The organism is Nostoc sp. KVJ20 (assembly GCF_001712795.1).
GTDB lineage: Bacteria > Cyanobacteriota > Cyanobacteriia > Cyanobacteriales > Nostocaceae > Nostoc.
The window spans coordinates 46,394-64,237 of record NZ_KV757581.1; the positions used below are offsets into that span (position 1 = coordinate 46,394).

14 protein-coding genes are annotated in these 17,844 nt (G+C 39.6%); 7 read left to right on the forward strand and 7 right to left on the reverse strand.

Features of this window, described 5'->3' with window-relative positions; genetic code table 11:
* Nucleotides 1-1,250: 1,250 nt before the first annotated feature.
* The 4 genes from A4S05_RS43050 to A4S05_RS07990 form a co-directional block, all read right to left on the reverse strand.
* A complete protein-coding gene (locus tag A4S05_RS43050; protein WP_069069292.1) occupies nucleotides 1,251-1,505 on the reverse strand; it encodes a cysteine peptidase family C39 domain-containing protein in 255 nt (84 codons plus the stop codon).
* Nucleotides 1,506-1,946: 441 nt separating this feature from the next.
* Nucleotides 1,947-4,352, reverse strand: coding sequence for a GH116 family glycosyl hydrolase (locus A4S05_RS07980; protein ID WP_069069293.1), 2,406 nt, complete (start codon nucleotides 4,350-4,352; stop codon nucleotides 1,947-1,949).
* A gap of 106 nt (nucleotides 4,353-4,458) precedes the next feature.
* Nucleotides 4,459-5,292 carry an ATP-grasp domain-containing protein gene (locus A4S05_RS07985; RefSeq protein ID WP_069069294.1) on the reverse strand — a complete coding sequence of 278 codons (834 nt, stop codon included), beginning with the start codon at nucleotides 5,290-5,292 and terminating at the stop codon, nucleotides 4,459-4,461.
* Between the two features lie 37 nt (nucleotides 5,293-5,329).
* A complete protein-coding gene (locus A4S05_RS07990; RefSeq protein ID WP_069069295.1) occupies nucleotides 5,330-6,205 on the reverse strand; it encodes a hypothetical protein in 876 nt (291 codons plus the stop codon).
* Between the two features lie 135 nt (nucleotides 6,206-6,340).
* Between A4S05_RS07990 and A4S05_RS07995 the strand changes: the two genes are divergently transcribed.
* The 5 genes from A4S05_RS07995 (at nucleotide 6,341) to A4S05_RS08015 (ending at nucleotide 10,331) form a co-directional block, all read left to right on the forward strand.
* Nucleotides 6,341-7,261: a metallophosphoesterase family protein gene (locus tag A4S05_RS07995; RefSeq protein ID WP_069069296.1), complete on the forward strand. Its 921-nt coding sequence runs from the start codon at nucleotides 6,341-6,343 to the stop codon at nucleotides 7,259-7,261.
* Between the two features lie 4 nt (nucleotides 7,262-7,265).
* The gene (locus tag A4S05_RS08000) at nucleotides 7,266-7,799 is read left to right on the forward strand and encodes a GAF domain-containing protein (protein WP_069069297.1); all 534 of its coding nucleotides are present in this window, start codon (nucleotides 7,266-7,268) and stop codon (nucleotides 7,797-7,799) included.
* Nucleotides 7,800-7,857: 58 nt separating this feature from the next.
* Nucleotides 7,858-9,297 (forward strand): AAA family ATPase, encoded by a 1,440-nt coding sequence (locus tag A4S05_RS08005; protein ID WP_069069298.1) that lies wholly within the window; start codon nucleotides 7,858-7,860, stop codon nucleotides 9,295-9,297.
* Nucleotides 9,294-9,944, forward strand: coding sequence for a retron system putative HNH endonuclease (locus A4S05_RS08010; protein ID WP_069069299.1), 651 nt, complete (start codon nucleotides 9,294-9,296; stop codon nucleotides 9,942-9,944). Before A4S05_RS08005 ends, A4S05_RS08010 begins: the two co-directional genes overlap by 4 nt.
* A 93-nt stretch (nucleotides 9,945-10,037) precedes the next feature.
* Nucleotides 10,038-10,331 (forward strand): antibiotic biosynthesis monooxygenase family protein, encoded by a 294-nt coding sequence (locus A4S05_RS08015; protein WP_069069300.1) that lies wholly within the window; start codon nucleotides 10,038-10,040, stop codon nucleotides 10,329-10,331.
* A gap of 51 nt (nucleotides 10,332-10,382) precedes the next feature.
* On the opposite strand, the gene pcrA is transcribed toward A4S05_RS08015, so the two are convergent.
* Both pcrA and fabG read right to left on the reverse strand, forming a co-directional pair.
* Nucleotides 10,383-12,704, reverse strand: coding sequence for a DNA helicase PcrA (gene pcrA / locus A4S05_RS08020; RefSeq protein WP_069069301.1), 2,322 nt, complete (start codon nucleotides 12,702-12,704; stop codon nucleotides 10,383-10,385).
* A gap of 520 nt (nucleotides 12,705-13,224) precedes the next feature.
* Nucleotides 13,225-13,971, reverse strand: a complete 747-nt coding sequence (gene fabG, locus A4S05_RS08025) for a 3-oxoacyl-[acyl-carrier-protein] reductase (RefSeq protein ID WP_069069302.1) — start codon at nucleotides 13,969-13,971, stop codon at nucleotides 13,225-13,227.
* Between the two features lie 628 nt (nucleotides 13,972-14,599).
* On the opposite strand from fabG, the gene trxA reads away from it, so the two are divergent.
* Both trxA and A4S05_RS41415 read left to right on the forward strand, forming a co-directional pair.
* Nucleotides 14,600-14,917, forward strand: coding sequence for a thioredoxin (gene trxA, locus A4S05_RS08030; RefSeq protein WP_069069303.1), 318 nt, complete (start codon nucleotides 14,600-14,602; stop codon nucleotides 14,915-14,917).
* Between the two features lie 188 nt (nucleotides 14,918-15,105).
* Nucleotides 15,106-15,270 (forward strand): hypothetical protein, encoded by a 165-nt coding sequence (locus A4S05_RS41415; protein ID WP_176726949.1) that lies wholly within the window; start codon nucleotides 15,106-15,108, stop codon nucleotides 15,268-15,270.
* A gap of 268 nt (nucleotides 15,271-15,538) precedes the next feature.
* On the opposite strand, the gene A4S05_RS08035 is transcribed toward A4S05_RS41415, so the two are convergent.
* Complete coding sequence (locus tag A4S05_RS08035) at nucleotides 15,539-17,428, reverse strand: iron uptake porin (protein WP_069069304.1); 1,890 nt, start codon at nucleotides 17,426-17,428, stop codon at nucleotides 15,539-15,541.
* Between the last annotated feature and the right edge of the window lie 416 nt (nucleotides 17,429-17,844).

Here is a 17,844-nt window from a genome sequence, read left to right on the forward strand (position 1 = left end):
TTACTTGTTATTAAGTGAAAGTTCAAAATTTATCTTTTGTCTTGTCGGATGACTGATAGGACAAAATCTCAGTGTGATTATTGGTAGATGTAGTTTTATCTTCTTAAACTTTCTCAACTCCTAATTCAATAAATTGTCTCTGTTCAAACGGTTGTATTTCTTACTACTGCTGAATTAGGCATTTTCCGGGAAAATTGCATATTTTTTTGGATAGTGGAGAAAATTTATTTATCTTTGAGCATTAACAACGTCATTCGTATTTATACTATTTTTTGTCGTTAATGTCATCTACTAAGTTAGCAGATTTATAAGCTAAATTTACTGAATGTATTCTGATACTTACTTGCGTATTGTGCAACTTTTACTTTTGTCCCTCTTTGCTAATTCATGGGGGGTCTTACCCCTCACACAATATCAATTTAAACCCTTTAGTATTGTCAAGTCACTAGAAAATATTACCATTAAATTTGATGTAAAACAACTTCTAAAAATAGTATATATAGAGAATAAAAAGTGTTAGCAGGCATGGTGTTGAGCCTATTTTTCAATAAGTTCAATTAGAGGACTATATCTATCAGCCTTGTATTTCTTGATTTACAAGAGCTACAGCTTCAGCGTATCTACATGAAAACGCTGTAAACTGATCATAAATATTTCATGAGTGTCAGTCATGAATTTATAGATAGCCTAGTTTTAAAATTAAATTACTGGTTATGAATAATAGAGGAATCGTAAGTTGTTTAAAAAGTCTCAGTACTCTTGTATGGGGTGTTAGCAGAACGTAACGCACCCTACATATATTTCAAAAACAAATAATAATCTTATAGCTTTAATCATCATTATTATGACTAAAGTAAAATGACCATAACTGGATGCTTTTACCCAAAAAGGTGTGGCAGATTAAGTCTGTACAACATTAAATAGTTTTGTAATAGAGATAAAGCAGCTAATACAGAATATTATTAAGCTGATTTAGTAGTACTTTTTTATGTATTAATATTTAAAATATTTATAAACTTGAGATTAAAAATGTAGTGGTACTTGGACTAAATAGTAGTAAAAACACCAATTACCATGAGTTCTTCATGAATGCCTTGCTCAACAAGAATACCTCGGTCTAGAACACTGCGCTGTTAAGGTAATGCGCCAGATATCCAAAATCAGGAAGCTGATGGTAAAAAGATTAACGGAAAAGAAGCTTTATCCTGTTTAGCTAGCTCCAAACTCTGGATGCGAAAGCCACGCCTTGGCTATGGTTGGGAAATCAATATGCGATCGCCTTTAACTCTCCAGACAACTATATAATGAATTTCTTGCCAATGAGCTATCTGTGGGTTATAATATGAGTCCGGCTTACTAAGACTCGCCCTCACTAATAGCGCTTCATATCCCAAAGTTTGGGCTACTTTTGCTAAACCCTGGAGAGATACACGTCTATGATCTACCCGCGCTAACTGAGGCAAAGTGTAGAGATTTAAACATAAGCTCCAGTATTGGCTAATCATTGCCAAGCACGTAGCACCACGATCTGGTGAACTTTGTTTTTGAGTAAAGGAATAGGAACGCCATAACCTAGCCTTTGATTGTGAACATAGTCTGGGAAATATTAGCAATATTTATCGCTAAAGCTAGTAATATTCGCATTTTTTGAAACGTAGTCTTGAATTCTCAATGCTTCAACTCTTACCATTACTGTAATTTTCCTCCGCTTCCGGAAACACTCGGAAAATAAAATCACAAATCTAGACTCTGCTTTCTCAGATGAAGATGGGCTAAATTTGGCAACGCGCATATTATATGTGGAATAGGGGAAAGGGGAAGGGGAAAAGGGAAAAAGATGTATTCAAAACCTTTTCCCTTTTCCCCTCTAACCAAACCTTATTGCTAGGGGTAGCTGTATACCCCTACGTGTGTTGCATGAAAACGAGAATGGCTTTGACCGTTAATCAATTAATAACTAAGTAAATTCCCCAAATCGCCATTGGTCGCAGGTAAGTGCTAGCGCGGAAAGTACCCGCTGCGGTGATAGCTTCAGGTGTGCGAAATTGCAGACCATTGTTATAAATTTGCTGCACCACAGCTTGCGTCAACTTTAACGCTTCATCCTTCATTCCCATCTGCACGAGAAAAGCCGCCAGCCCAAAGTTTATTCCCGTCCAAACTTCTAGAGGGTGAGTAGCTTGGGGATTTTCTGGTGAACCATCAGGACGAACACCATTAGCAGCACCAAACTCACCATTGCAGAATTTCAAAAAGCACGCATCATAAACAGTTTTTAGGGCAGAAAGGGTGCGATCGCTCGGTACAATATCAGGTAAATCCAGCAGACGGGCATAAAACTGTCCGCACAATTGATCTGCCATCACCACATCGGAACCACTTTCACTATCAAGTTTGTAATATTGCCCATTCCAGAGTTTTTCTTGGTAAATAGGCAGAGATTGTTGTAACCAAGTTTCATAGATAGATTTTTGGGCTGCCAACTCTGCTGTGTTACCTGTCTGGTAAGTTAATAAAATATCGCTAATTGCGATCGCAGCCTCTAGCGCCGCCAACCACAACCCACCACAATAGGCGCTGACACCCTGTAACCGCCAATCATCAAAGGTTTGGTCAGGCGCACCAGAATTTTCCGGAATCCCATCGCCATCAAGGTCAAAAGTTTTCAGGTAGTCAAGGGTTTGAACGATCGCATTCCAACAATCTGCCAAGAATTCTACATCGTCAGCACCCGTGAGCAGAAAATCACGGTACACTTGCAAAACAAAATCACTACCCAAATCTTTCCACAAATTGCAGTCTTGATAGCTGGTGTAATTAGTTTTCTCCCAAACGTGTTCATTGGGTGCGCCTAAATCGTGGGGTGTTGCACCTGCGACTTTACGAACTGCAATCGGGCTTTCTGCCTTAATTGTCATGTAATAACCAATGATTCGGGGAGTATCATCACCTTGAGGAATCGCCCTTGCAAATGCTCGAATCACCGACTTTTCTAATTCTGGAAATAGCATCAGCAGGGCAAAAGAGCCATACAACCGTACATCTAGACTTTCATACCAGCGGTAATCTAAGCACTCCAGCACCGCAAACTGACCGATGGGGTCAAGTTCTGATGCTGCACTCCAGAGAGTACCGCCGCTGGTGAGGTCATAAAGCTCATTAAATAGAGCCATTTTAAACCAGTCGGGTAAATCTTCCCGGTCGATAATCGGTTTTTGCCAACTTTGAATTTGCGATCGCCAGGTTTGGTATTCTTGTAGGGCAGTAGATGCGATCGCCCAAGCATTATTTCCACTTTTACCAAAAAAGTCCGTATATCTGCGATAATAATCAACCCCAGCCGCAAATTCTGTAATGGGTAAATCCCAAGCGAGGACAAAGGGGATTTCGAGAGTTTCGCCTGGTTGGAGAGTGAAACGGAGTGCGATCGCAGCCCCTAATTGTGTATTATCTGTTGCTGGAGTCGGATCTAGATAATTAGGCAAAGAACCATCTTTCGCAAAGCTTTCCCATATTTCCTCACCCGTTCCTTCTGGATTCCAGCAGGTGTGGTGAAATAATTCAACTTGGGGATGCTTCAGCGTGGCAATACACCAAGTTCCGTCACCTTCTTGCAAAGCATCACTACCAACCCGACCTAATACACAACCAAACTGTTGTGTATTTTCAACTATTTGGTTATAGTTTCCTTGACTTTCGCCCCAGCGTGGTTGGTATTCGTAAACCGGACTACCATCATCGCGCACTTGCACTTGGGGAGATTTGAGGGCATTAGTAAACCAGCCCACCATATTTTGCCAAGTCAGCATAATGCTGAGAGTAATAGGTGCATCTGTGGGGTTGTGGGCATTCCAGAGGAATAGTGCCACAGGGTAGCTAGTTTCTTGATAATTGCCTGCCCAGATTGGTGAAAACTGCTCACAAGTCAACTGTGCTTGAAATACATTTTCATACACAAACCAGCTACGTGGGTATAGCGCGTGATAATTGCCCGTTCCTTTTGTGTCGGCAAGTGTCGGATACCACTGCCAAGCTTGGAGAGTGCTATCATCGGGTGCTTGCGTAGACAAAGCGTAGGCTTGGGAAGATGTACCACTGGATTCAAACACACTGAATTGACAAGCGGGAACGTTTTTGAAGGTATGTTCACCACCGTCGATGTGCCACAGGTTGAAATCTCCCCGTGAAGAACGACCGATGCAACCTGCACCAAAGCCACCTAAAGGCGTACCATGCCAAGGGCCATCATCAATATTACTTGCGTAGCGGACGGTATAAGGTTTGTCCCAGCCTAAGCCGATAGGACGGCTCCAAGTACAAGAGGGAATTTTCGGGGAAAGTTGATTTGTCATCACCTGATGTTACAGCGTGCAGTTACTTGAAATACTCACCGGGCTGAAGCCTCGGTGATTCTTGACGCTTCAGAGGCTTCAGCGCTGGAGCAACAATTAGACGGGGTTATTTTGAAGCTAGGCTAATTATCATTTTTTCAAAAATTTTCAGCACATGTTCCTCTCCATTGTCCCTAGTAAAAATGCTAAAATTTGGGTGAGAATTGATTTCAATTAACCAATATTGATTATCTCGGTCTAATACGATATCTAAGCCACCATAATCAAGGTCTAATTCTTCAAAAACTGGTTTAGCAAAATTAGCAATATCTGACAATATTTGTGGATCGTTGATATACTTTGCTTTTGCACCATTCCAGTGCAGAGGGCTAAGATTTCCTGCGAACTCTGCATTACTTATATCTTTTTCATAGAGCAAAACTAACTCTTTATTTAAGAAAACTGCTCTATATTCAGATTTTATGTCAATAAATTCTTGAGCAAGAGCGACATAATCATACTTTTTAAAATTCACATTAAAAATTTCTTTTAAAGCATTTTCAATTTCATCTTGATTCTGACATAAAAATACATTATGTCCGCTAGAGCCAGAATTCCTTTTAACAATCACTGGCGTTTCAAAATTTTCTTTTATTTCTAATACGATATTTTGAATAGTTGGAAATTTTAAGTAGATTTTATACTCTATGTCACAAAAAGGAGAAAGAAAACCTACTGTCCGAGGAAGTTTAATTTTTTTATTTAAAACATGATAAGTGTATTCCTTATCTTTCATAAGATGTGATACTGCTTGATTAATCAGTGGAGTACTATAGTTACAAAAATAATGGGGTTTATTATTGAGTTTGATTTTGATTAAGTTTTCAGCAGGATGAATAACTTCATAGCTGATGTTTAAGTTGTTACAAGCTTGCAGCAATAGCGAAACGTTGTCTAACATAAATAATTAAAATTAAACCTCTAAATTACGAATTATTTTAACTGGTTGTTTGCCGTTTAAAAATTACTATCTCAGTACCAACAACTGGGTTACGAGCTATTAGCCTCTTTTGGGAGTCGATAATTTCTAAATGGGTAAAATCAAGTTCTTGAGAGCGTTGTAATATCTCCGCAGCTAGTTTGTCTTGCTGAGATTCTTGGAGAGTATACCAATCATCACTAATTTTGACTGTCAGATTACTCGTGCGAAAGTTGGCTTCAATTGACTTTATCAGACCAGAGGCAATGCGATCGCTAATTTCGGCTACCTGATTTTCAATAGCCGCAATCAAGGCTTGTTCTGGTGTCAATTCTATGATTGGTGTCGGTGTTGGCGTTGGCGTGGGAGTTACTTCTGGTTCCGGTTCCGGCGTTGGTGGGGTGGTTTCTACTTCTGGCGGCGGCGTAATTTCCTCTGGTGGCTGTGGTTCAGGTGCAACTGACTCCGGTGGCGTAGTTATCGTTGGTGTCGGTACAGGAACCTCCTCAACTGGGGGAACTGCTGCTATTTCAGTAGGTTTACCAGTAAAGACAGTCGTAGTCGTCCAAACGAGAATTACAGCAATTCCAGTAACAATTCCCGTCAAAGCCGTATCTGATAACTTTGTTGACAAATTTGATGGTAAAAACAAGCGGATTGTCCTTAACAGTCCACCCCATCGCAACTGAAGCTGCTGGAAAAACCTGGGTGTTTCCTCAGTACCAGGTAGGGGTGCTGTCTCCAGTTTGTCCACCGTTGTTTCTAAAACCCCAATCGTCCCTCGGAGAAGTTGGATAATTTTAGCCTTCCAAAAGGGCTGAACTCTCTGGTAAGGTTTTTGGGGAGGTTGAGTTACTTGCTCATCCGTCGGTTTTGACTGATTGTCTTGTGACATGGAACTTTCACCAAAAGCAGCGAATCAAAGACAAACAACGTATATTATTACTGATGCTGCCTTCTTTTGCCTTAATGTATCATTTCGTTGCACATTGCTTCGGCTAATCTGACTATTTATTAAATTTGGTGAGCTATGAAACTAAAACGTCGTCAATTTTTATTTTTAAGCAGCCTCAGCGCCATTAGTACAGGATTTTTTTCCTGGATGTTAGTTCGTCAAAATAATCAAAGTGCTGATATTAGTGATTTAACAACAGCTATAGCCGCCAACCCAGTCAAAAAAGACTTGTTATTACGTTTTTTGTCTGTAGCAGATACGGGGACTGGAGCTAAAGGACAGTATGCTGTGGCTGGAGCAATGAATGCGTATCACAAACAAAATCCTTATAATTTAGTCGTTTTAGCTGGAGATAATATTTACAATAACGGCGAAATCGAGAAAATTAATGCAGTTTTTGAGCGTCCTTATCAATCTTTGCTAAAGCAAGGTGTGAAATTTCAGGCTTGTTTAGGTAATCACGATATTCGTACTGCTAATGGTGATCCACAAGTCAAGTATGCCGGCTTTAATATGAAGGGAAGACGCTACTATACATTTAGCCGTGGCTCTGTGCAATTTTTTGCTTTAGATACTAACAGTAATGCTGATTGGAAAAATCAACTACCTTGGTTAGAAAAAGAATTAAGTCTTAGTAAAGCCCCTTGGAAAGTCGTATTTGGCCACCATCCAATTTATTCATCTGGTGTCTATGGGACTAATACAGAGTTTATTAAAACTTTTACTCCGCTGTTTCAAAAATACGGCGTTCAAGTTTATATAAATGGTCACGAACACCATTATGAACGCACTCGTACTATTAATGGAACGACTTATTTAGTTACTGGTGGTGGTGCAGGTACTCGTCCTGTAGGGCGTTCAGAATGGACAGAGCATTCTGCTGAGAAGCTGAGTTTTGCAGCGTATGAGGTGTATCCAGATAGAATAGAAGTAAGTGCGATCGCTACTGATAAGCGCGTTTTTGATAAAGGGATTATTCAATTAAAATCAGCTTAGTTAGATGACTCAGCCAGAACTTCCTTCTGCACTCAACAATATTGTAGAATCATCTCAAACACCAGATGCTATATTTTCTGCATTATTGCCAGCTATAGGCGATTTTTTACAGTCTGACAGATGTTTTCTATACCTGCACAATCCACAGACAAACCTTGGTAGAGTTGCATTTTGTTGGATTCGCACTCCAGATGTACCTACCGTCTACAATGAAAAATGGGAAGCGCAGCCCCCAACTTTAGTAGATGATGATCCAATGTTTGCGGCTGCGCTACGTGCTGAACCTTCAATCTTTGTCGAAGATGTAGAAACTGCTGATTCTCAGGTTTTAAATCGCGAATTTGAACAGAAGTATTTTGGACATCGCGCCCTGATTCATGCCCATATCCGCCAAAATGGCCAACTCTGGGGAATTTTACAACCATGCATTTTTGGTAATCCCAGAGTTTGGACTGAATATGAACGAGGGGTGATTAATAATCTTGTCGAAAAAATTACACCTTTGACAGTTTCTTATGTCAAGTCTGCTTTTGATTAGCTGTTTTTTACCGATTTCTTAACTGTATTGAATTACTACGTTCAGCGTTGTTAAAACTATGAAAGTCAAACGCTTGGAAATGCAATCCTTCCGTGGAATTGGCGATTTGACCCTGGAGTTTGATGAAACGGGGCCAACGGTACTAATTGGTATTAACGGCGTTGGGAAATCGAGCATTCTTGATTGTCTAGCTATTTTTTTATCACAGTTTACAGCATATATTCAAAGCTCTTCAGATTCCATACGTTTTTTTAATAATAAAGACATTAGTAATGGCTGTGAGGAAACACATAATGAAATTACATTTCTAATAGATTCGCAGGAGATAGTTTTAAATATAACTAAAATTAGTTCAGGTGTTATTCAAGAATCTCTGACAAGACATAGAGAGCTTTTTCAGTTTAGCGTTTTGCTCAAGGAAAAGTTGCAGATGCAACAAATATCAAATAGTGAATATCAGCAATTGCAACCAATATTAAACTCTATATTTACAACTATTGATCCTGAAATATCTGATCCTGTTAGTTTGGATAATGATAATCCTGCTACTCTTTCTAGTCTTCAATACACGAAAGGTTTACAAGCTGTAGTTGATGCTCTGCGTCATCAGTTAGAAAATAGTTTTGAAGCCAACATTCCTTTAGTAATTTACTACCCTGTTAATCGTGCTGTTATTGACATGCCTTTAGAGATTTCAGAGGTAAGTTCATTTAAGCAAGTGGATGCATATAATCAGGCACTTACAGGAGGAAGAATAGACTTCAAAACATTTTTTGAATGGTTTAGAAATCGAGAAGACTTAGAGAACGAGAGACGAAGAGATAATCCTGATTATCGAGACAAACAATTAGAAACAGTCAGACAAGCTATATCTTCATTGATACCAGAATTCTCAAACTTACGAGTTGAGCGTTCACCTCTGCGAATGACTGTCAGAAAAAGAAATGAGAAACTCATCGTTAATCAGCTATCTGATGGGGAGAAATGCCTGCTGGCTATGGTGGGAGATTTAGCAAGACGATTAGCGATCGCTAACCCAGGTTTAACAGAACCACTCGAAGGTGAGGGTGTTGTTTTAATTGATGAAATTGAGTTACACTTACACCCCAAATGGCAACGAGAAATTATTCCAGCTTTGACAAGAACATTCCCCAATTGCCAATTTATTGTCACTACCCATTCGCCTCAAGTACTTAGCCAAGTCAAACCGGAAGGAATTTATATTCTAGAAAAAACAGACGAAGGTGTTATTGCCAAAAAACCAGAAAGTTCCTTTGGGAGAGACAGTAATCGTATCTTAGAAGACCTCATGGGTGTTCCAGAACGTCCACAGGAAATTAAGGAAAGTCTTTTAGAGCTTTTTCGACTAATTGATGCTGGAAATATTGAAGGTGCTAGGCAATTACGTCAACAATTGGCTATTGAAATTGGAGCAGATGAGCCAGAGTTTGTTAAAGCGGATGTACTAATTCGGCGGAAGGAAATTCTAAACCGATGAAGTACATTAAAAAGAGTCAGGAACCAGAAAAATTTACCAAGTGGAAGGCTCTGGAAAATGATGATTGGAAACCTAGCTGGGATGATAATTTTCAAACACCAGAAAAACCTGTTGTACATGATGCTTTACTAAAAGAACAGGGATATATCTGTTGCTATTGTGGAATGCGTATCACTAGAGCAACTAGCCACATAGAACACCTAAAACCTCGTAGTACTTATCCAAATCTGGCACTTGAGTACACAAATCTGATCGCTTCATGTCAAGGAGAAAGTGAAGAACCTCCTACTGTTCCGGTGCATTGCGGACATAAGAAAAAGTATTGGTACGACGAAAATTTGATGGTTTCACCTTTGGAAATAGACTGTGGTAATTTTTTTAAATATCCTGCTTCAGGTGAAATTCAACCAACAGATAATCCAGGCAAAAAAGCTGTTGCTGAAACAACAATTAAGAAGCTTGCACTTGACATTGACAAATTGCAAAAGATGCGTAGAGTAGCAATTGATGCTGCATTACTAGCTACTGAAGGTTTGACTGAAATAGAAATACAACTACTTGCTGAAGGTTACGAAAAACCTGATGTTGATGGACAACATACTCCGTTTTGTGCTGCAATTAGCTATTTACTTAAAAACTATTTTTGATTGAGTAAAATGTCTGCGTAAGTGTAACCCGCCTTAAATATCACATTTACTTTATACTAAATAACATTACATTAATACTCACCGCAAAACTTTATGATTCTTGAGGCAGTTATTCTTAATGTCAAATCTGGACTAGAACCGGATTTTGAAGCTGCTTTCAAAAAAGCTTCTAAAATTATTTCTTCAATGGACGGATATTTATCCCATGAATTGCATAAATGTATAGAAGTCCAAGGTAAATACTTATTACTTGTCAGATGGGAAACTTTAGAATCTCATACTGTAGGATTTAGAAATTCTGCTGAGTATCAAGAGTGGAAAAAACTCCTGCATCATTTTTATGAACCATTTCCCACTGTTGAACACTTTGAAGAAATTGAAATATGAAAAACAAGATTCCCTACTTTTTTGAAAAGTTGGGAATCTATGGTTTTATTTTCAAACTTTTTGCAACTGTGCTACTCTTGGGTCAACAATTTTCTGCCCCAAGCTGGCAAATTTAATTGCTACAGACATTTTATTACCTGTTCCAAATACATGCGTGATTTCACCAAGCCCAAAAGTTTTATGTAATACTCTATCGCCCACTTGCCAATTCTGTGTTGAGTCTTGTTTACCATTAGAAGTAGAAGCGCTTTTGGTATAACTTTGACGGCTTGCGCGTTTGGTAGATAATAACTCTTCTGGTAATTCGTCGAGAAATTGCGATCGCATCGCAGGTTCACGAGAACCATACAAACGACGTTCCCGCGCGTGTGATAAATACAACCTTTCTTGAGCGCGAGTAATCCCCACATAACACAGGCGGCGTTCCTCTTCCAAAGATGCAGGATCACCCAGCGAACGATAGCCGGGAAATAGTCCTTGTTCTAATCCCACCAAAAATACTACGGGAAATTCTAAACCTTTGGAAGCGTGCAAAGTCATCAATGAAACGGCTGTTTGCCCTTCTTTTAAGTTATCCAAATCGGAACTGAGGGCGGCGCTACTCAGAAAGTCTCGGAGGGAAACCTCTTCATTTTCTTCTTGAAATTGCAGTGCTGCGTTATAAAGTTCCTGGACGTTTTGTACCCGATCTGTGGCTTCATCTGTGCCTTGACTCATCAAGTCTTGAACGTAACCAGAATCTTCTAATATTCCTTGCAAAACCTCAGTCACGGGAAGCGTGCCGATTTGTGCTTGCCAACGGCTAATCATGGCGGCAAAGTTATTTACAGCTTTTGTCGCTCGTCCAGCTAATGTATTAACTGATGTTTCGTCGCTGAGTATTTCCCACAGGGTTGTGCCTAATTGTTGGGAGGCGTTCATCAAAGCATCAATAGTGGTTTTGCCAACTCCTCGGCGGGGAGTATTGATAACTCGTAATAAACTGACTGTATCAGATGGGTTAGCGATCGCTCTTAAATATGCGATGACATCTTTGATCTCTTTGCGATCGTAAAATCTCATTCCTCCCACAACTGTGTAAGGAATTTGATATTTCACCAACAATTCTTCAAATGGTCGAGATTGGGCATTTGTCCGATAAAGTATGGCAAAACTACCCCAGTCTAACTCTGGATTTTGGTTTTCTAAAGTGCTAATTTGATTAATTACAAATGCCGCTTCTGCAAGTTCTTCATCGGCTTTGTGACAAGTAATCTGCTCACCCGGCCCCCGCGTCGCTTTCAGGATTTTATCAATCCGTTGGGTGTTATTTTCAATTAATTCATTAGCCGCTTGCAGAATATTTTCACAAGAACGATAGTTTTCTTCCAACTTAACCATCGTTTGGGTGTCATCATCCACTAAACCATCACCAAAGTCTTCCTGAAATCCCAGCAAGATGGTGAAATCTGCCATCCGAAAGCTATAAATTGATTGATCTGCATCGCCAACAACGAAAACTGAGCGATTTTGCCATTCCCATTCGCTCTTTTTGGTTTCGCCGTTAGTCACTAATAAGTGGATGAGTTGATACTGAGTGCGATTAGTATCCTGATATTCATCTACGAGGATATGGCAAAACTTCCGATGCCAATAACCCAATACTTGCTCGTTTTGCTGAAATAATCTAGTCGGCACAAGAATTAGATCGTCAAAATCGAGAGCGTTGTTTTCTGCTAATTTATCTTGATATAAATTGTAAACTTGGGCAATTACCCGTCCGCGATAATTTGGTTGATCTTGCTCAAATTCTTGGGGCGATAAACCTTGATTTTTAGCGTTACTAATAGCATAACGGACGGAGCGAGCGTCAAACTTCTTATCGTCTAAATTTAGCTGTTTATTAACAATTTCTTTAATCAGAGTCATCACATCTGATTCATCAAAAATAGAGAAATTACGATTCCAACGCCGTCCTTTTTCGTCTACGTATTTTTCAATATCAAAACGGAGAATACGAGAAAATAGACTGTGGAAAGTGCCACACCACAAATCCTTGATAGTGCTTTTGTAAACTTGCGATCGCAGTTGCGTTTGTTGATATTCTGTCAACAAATCCAACCGCTGACCGTGTTGTTTCATCGCCAGTTGTTCAGCAAACAGCCGTTGAACCCGGTCTTTCATTTCCCGCGCGGCTTTGTTGGTAAAAGTAACAGCCAGGATATTTTCTGGATCAACACGGTGTTTCAGAATCAGATTGGCAATCCGATAAGTCAGTGCTCGTGTTTTACCGGAACCTGCGCCAGCAACAACTAGCAACGGGCCACAGTAGTGTTCGACAGCTTGACGTTGACTAGGGTTAAGGTGACTGAGAAAGTCGATGGTTGTTGTCATGGATGTGAAAAAGCGATTGCCTGGTGTCACATCAATAGAGAGTCGCTATTGCCCAGGTTACAATATCCTAACGAAACTTGGTTAATAAAGATTGTGTGGCAATCTTCTTAACCAGAATGGTACTGTATCATAATTTATGTATCAGTAAGATAGTTGGTTTCATCAGCACGTCGGTAACAAAACCACTAATTTTTAATCGCGAGAACCCTTGATTTTTAAAGCTCTTTGGGAAATGAATCAGCCCTGCCTTAGTAAGGGAGAGTTAGAGGGGGTGAGAAGCAATACTGCATGGGTAAAGCATTTTGAACTCGGAATTGGGTTTGGGGAAAAGGGTAAAGGGTAAAGGTTAAAGGTTTTTTCTTTCCCCTTACCCCTTACCCTTTTCCCCAAAACCCGACAAGTATTGGGGTGAGAAGGACTTGTGTATACACCGTAGCTTACATTACGCTTTTGGGTTAACACACACTGGGAAAATGCTGGAGACGCAATTCATCGCGTCTCTACAATTGAATTTGATGAATTACGCCATGACCATACCGCCATCGACGTTAAAGACTTGTCCGGTGATGTAGTTGGCGGCAGGATCGGCGGCGAGGAAGCGCACCATCCCAGCGACTTCTTCAGGTTGACCGAAGCGGCCGAGTGGAATGTATTTCAGAATATCTTCGGGGTTGTTGAGATCGCTGGTCATATCGGTGGTGATGAATCCAGGGGCGACGGCGTTAACGGTGATACCGCGTGTAGCTAGTTCTTTAGCAACGCTTTTGGTGAAGCCGATTACACCTGCTTTAGCGGCGCTGTAGTTTGACTGACCTGGGTTGCCCATTTGCCCAGCAACGGAGGTAATGTTGATAATCCGCCCCGATCGCTGCTTGAGCATAATTTTACTGGCGGCGCGTGTACATAAGAAAACACCAGTTAAATTAAGGTCTATCACAGCTTGCCAATCTTCTGGCTTCAAACGTAAAAGCAGTGTGTCACGAGTAATACCTGCGTTGTTGACTAAGATATCCACACGGCTGAACTTTTCCATGACGGTGTTAACTAGTGTGTCTACTTGATCGCTTTTAGAAACGTCTGCCTGGATAGCGATCGCTTGACCTCCCGCTTCTGTAATTTCTGTAACAACTGCCTCAGCCGCAGCGCTAGAACTGGCATAATTGACAACTGCGATCGCTCCTTGTGAGGCTAATTCAATTGCGATCGCTCGTCCAATTCCTCGTGAAGCACCTGTCACAATTGCGACTTTATCTTGTAATAGTGTCATTTAATGTTCCTCAATCTTAGAAATACCGCGCTAATTATCTTATGGTGATTTCGGGAACATCTGAATATTGTCTAGATAAAATCTAACTCTTGCAGGATGACAATCTTGCTGGCATGATGCAAATTAGATATCTAAATAGATAAAGTTCTACGTCGTTTAAATATCTATAGGACTCATATTTTATTTCTGAAAAAACTCAGTATAACTAAGAAGCCTTCTTTCCCGTTGCCTGTAGCAAGATTGCCTATTGCCTGTCTACGCAAATTCGTTCAGAAATCAAAGCGGATTCCTATATGAGTTGTTTTTTGTTAATAGATGAATAACTTGAAGCAATATATTGCTGATTTATTTATAGCTGCACCACCGAATAGCCCGTCGTAGAAATCGCTCTCGTGAGGCCTCTATAATTATTCGGTTAGTCACAATAGGTTTAAATACATATCTAATGGATATGCATAAACTCAAATAGTATATGTATTTTATTATAATTATTTAAGTTTTTTAGCTGGTAAATCAGTCTATATTAACTAATCTAATCTTTTCCCAACAAAAACCTATAATCCTATACCTATTTTATTTTCTAAGAATTACTATTGAAACAAACAATTGAAAATCGGCGTGTGTCACAATGGCAACTAAAAAAGAATTTAACAGTTTTGATGATATGCTATCCGCTTCTGATGTGCCTGTATTAGTAGATTTTTACGCTGACTGGTGTGGCCCCTGTCAGATGATGGTGCCAATTTTAGAGCAAGTCAATGCCCAACTTAAGGATCGCCTACGAATTGTCAAAATCGATACAGAAAAATACACAGACTTGGCCAGTCAGTATAAAATTGCCTCTCTCCCAACCCTCGTACTGTTTAAGCAAGGTAAGCCTGTGGATCGGATAGAGGGAGTGATGCAAGCACCGCAGTTGGTGCAATATCTACAAACAAAGATTTAAGTTAATACTGATAATTTGGGTTTTGCTTCTTAGAGGCGCGATACTTCGCGTCTCTTTCAGTAGATGGCGAATAAAACCTTAAGTAAATATTAAGCATATTTACTTATACCTCTAGAGAAAGTAGTTTAGAAATTGAGATGGCTATATTGTATAGATATCATAAAATGTCTTGACAATAAAAGCAATACATGGATAGTAACCAAGAAAAATTTAACAAAGCCTATATTTGGGTAAATCTTGATTTTGATAAGGTTAAACACAGAATAAATGCAGTGACTTGCCAAATTGAGCAGGTTATACAAAAGCACCAACTTTCAAATCAAAGTAAAAACTCAGGTAAAAGAAACAATTAGGTTATGTGTGAGACTATATGTCTTATGGGTTACGCACTTTATTTTTAGAGTAGTGTAGGCGTTGCCCAAACTAAGCATCGCAACAGTTTTGCATAACATATTTTGAGCAAAAAATATTATTATTTGATAATCGTCCACCGACTTTCTACTTATTTATTTAGTGATTATTTTATCCTCAACACTCCTTTTCAGGAGTGTTACTTTTAGGAGGATATTCGCTTGCTAGTTATGGTGTGGAAAATGATGGCATGGCTATTTGGAGGTCTTGTTAGAATGTAAAAGTAGTCCGAAGTACACCTACAGTCGTAGTCTCATTGTTGCTGTTACCTTCTGGGTTAAAGAGAACAAACGCACCAGGGGTAATGCTGATATTATCGCTAACTTGAAAGCGATAATAGCCTTCTAAATGGTAAGGAGTTGCCCGATTGTCGCCTGTGGGGGTAAGTTGAGCAGAACCACCAGTATCAGTACGGTAAAGCGGCTGACCAAAAATAATCCCGGCATTGTTCCCTGACTTGAATAAATCTCTGAAGTGAACTCCCACCATCCAACTTGTAAAAGTGGTGGAAGCATTCACGCTATCAGAAGAATCATCAATAAATAATGCTGCACCGTAGCCAGATAAGGCTATTTTGGGAGAAAATCGCCATGTTACTGTACCCCCAAAGGAGTTGAGTTTGACGGGTGTCCCAGCGTCAACACCAGCTAAAGCACCAACATCACCACTAATTAATCCAGTACCTAAAATATTGATTTCGTGATAACTATTGGCATAGTTTAGACCAATATCTAAGTCAGGACTGGGCTTGAAGGTTAACTGTGCAGCAACAACACTACTCCCACTAAATAAACCACCTCCCAAAGGTGTCGTAGAAACTCCTGGTAGTACCTCATCAGCAGATTTTTGGGGTAAATTGGCATTGACGCTACCGTATAAAGCTCGTAAATCCAAATTCGGGGAAATACTATAAATAAATCCCGCCGCCGATGCTAAACCAGTACCCGAAGTTCCACCAGAAATCCGTACCACAGGATTTAAGCCTGCAAAACGAGAAATTGACTCTTGTCCTTCGCCATAAAAAGGTGTAACTGCTGGGAAAGCATCTGATGTTTCTGCCGCAGTTCCAGCAAACAAGGTTAATTTATTCGCGACGGGAAAGATATACAGCAATTTGTAAAGCTGAACATCGTTCGCGCCAACACTCGACAAAGTATTGACATTTAAGCCTGGAAATTGCGGCTCAAAACTGGTACGAGCGCTACTAGAACTTAAAAGGGGTGCAGCTAATCCTAAACTTTGTTGCAGGCTACCTTGTCCATCGACTCCACCCAAAAAGTTATAGGCTTGCAATCCAGTAATTAATAAATCTTTACCAGTAAAGCTAGTGGTGAGATTTAATCGCACTCTATTGACTAGGATGATGTTCGGGTCACTGTCATTAGGAGCGCCGCCGGTAGCACCAACACCAGCAATAATTACTTCTCCATTAAGTTTAGTAGTTGTAGAAAATTGATTTGCTTCTAGTTCTGCGGTACGAGCTTCTACAGCATCTACTCGACCCCGCAATGTTGTCAATTCCGCCGTAAATTGTTCTTGTAGTTTCTGTAACGTGGCTAAATCTTCTTTCTTAACCAAATCACCAGTTGCAGTGGCAATCAGTTCGTTGATTCGTTCTAAACAAGCATTTAAGCCAGCAGCAAATTCATAGCGAGTCATCGCCCGATTACCGCGATAGGTTTGATTGGGATAACCTGCAATGCAACCATAGCGCTCAACCAAAGATTGTAGTGCCTGAAAAGCCCAATCGGTCGGTTGTACATCAGATAATTGGGATACAGATGTTACTTGTGCAAGTTTGTCTGAGGATGAAGATGAATTTATCGATTTTGGTGTGAGTGGCTGTTGAAACTTAACAGCAGAATCTACTCCTGAATCTTGATTTATTTGATTCTCATTAGCTATCAGCAATTCACTGGAGATACTATTTGTCAAGTTGCTTTGATGAGAATCATTTTTTTGATAATTGCTATCATTTTGATTAATAGCTAAGTTTTTATCTGCAATTTCTAAATTAGGAAGGGCTTGCACAGGTGATAACCCGGCAATTAAGCATATAAATCCCATCCCACTAGCAGAAGCTAGTAGATATTTTGCCATGAAAACTCCTGACGCATATAATATGGTAAAAATTAATTGCGATTTTAAAATTGATTGATAAGTAAATTTAAAGTAGATTTAGCGAAAGAATCTTGCTAACTTTAAATTTTCGATATCAGGATTTTTTCTGAATTGACTTACCGCAAAATCAGCTTATATCGCAAGTATTAAATTATAGTAAATACTATTTTGAGAAAGAATTAACAAATAATCATATTGAGAGTTTTGATAATTACTATTGGCAAAAGAATAATTACATCCGTCTGATTTTATGATAAAGAATTTAGGTATTTAGCCGAGATGAGAGGCTCAATACCTAGCAAAGAGTAATTTACCCAAAAAATTAATTTGGAGTGTAGGGAAGATCGGGAGGAAAAGGACGGAAATCATTTATCTTGGGATTGTTAACCAGTTTC

Bases quoted from the DNA above. Each gene is read 5' to 3' on its own strand.
- A4S05_RS43050 (WP_069069292.1), bottom strand. From the start codon at position 1,505: ATGATTAGCCAATACTGGAGCTTATGTTTAAATCTCTACACTTTGCCT.
- A4S05_RS07980 (WP_069069293.1), bottom strand. From the start codon at position 4,352: ATGACAAATCAACTTTCCCCGAAAATTCCCTCTTGTACTTGGAGCCGT.
- A4S05_RS07985 (WP_069069294.1), bottom strand. From the start codon at position 5,292: ATGTTAGACAACGTTTCGCTATTGCTGCAAGCTTGTAACAACTTAAAC.
- A4S05_RS07990 (WP_069069295.1), bottom strand. From the start codon at position 6,205: ATGTCACAAGACAATCAGTCAAAACCGACGGATGAGCAAGTAACTCAA.
- A4S05_RS07995 (WP_069069296.1), top strand. From the start codon at position 6,341: ATGAAACTAAAACGTCGTCAATTTTTATTTTTAAGCAGCCTCAGCGCC.
- A4S05_RS08000 (WP_069069297.1), top strand. From the start codon at position 7,266: ATGACTCAGCCAGAACTTCCTTCTGCACTCAACAATATTGTAGAATCA.
- A4S05_RS08005 (WP_069069298.1), top strand. From the start codon at position 7,858: ATGAAAGTCAAACGCTTGGAAATGCAATCCTTCCGTGGAATTGGCGAT.
- A4S05_RS08010 (WP_069069299.1), top strand. From the start codon at position 9,294: ATGAAGTACATTAAAAAGAGTCAGGAACCAGAAAAATTTACCAAGTGG.
- A4S05_RS08015 (WP_069069300.1), top strand. From the start codon at position 10,038: ATGATTCTTGAGGCAGTTATTCTTAATGTCAAATCTGGACTAGAACCG.
- pcrA (WP_069069301.1), bottom strand. From the start codon at position 12,704: ATGACAACAACCATCGACTTTCTCAGTCACCTTAACCCTAGTCAACGT.
- fabG (WP_069069302.1), bottom strand. From the start codon at position 13,971: ATGACACTATTACAAGATAAAGTCGCAATTGTGACAGGTGCTTCACGA.
- trxA (WP_069069303.1), top strand. From the start codon at position 14,600: ATGGCAACTAAAAAAGAATTTAACAGTTTTGATGATATGCTATCCGCT.
- A4S05_RS41415 (WP_176726949.1), top strand. From the start codon at position 15,106: ATGGATAGTAACCAAGAAAAATTTAACAAAGCCTATATTTGGGTAAAT.
- A4S05_RS08035 (WP_069069304.1), bottom strand. From the start codon at position 17,428: ATGGCAAAATATCTACTAGCTTCTGCTAGTGGGATGGGATTTATATGC.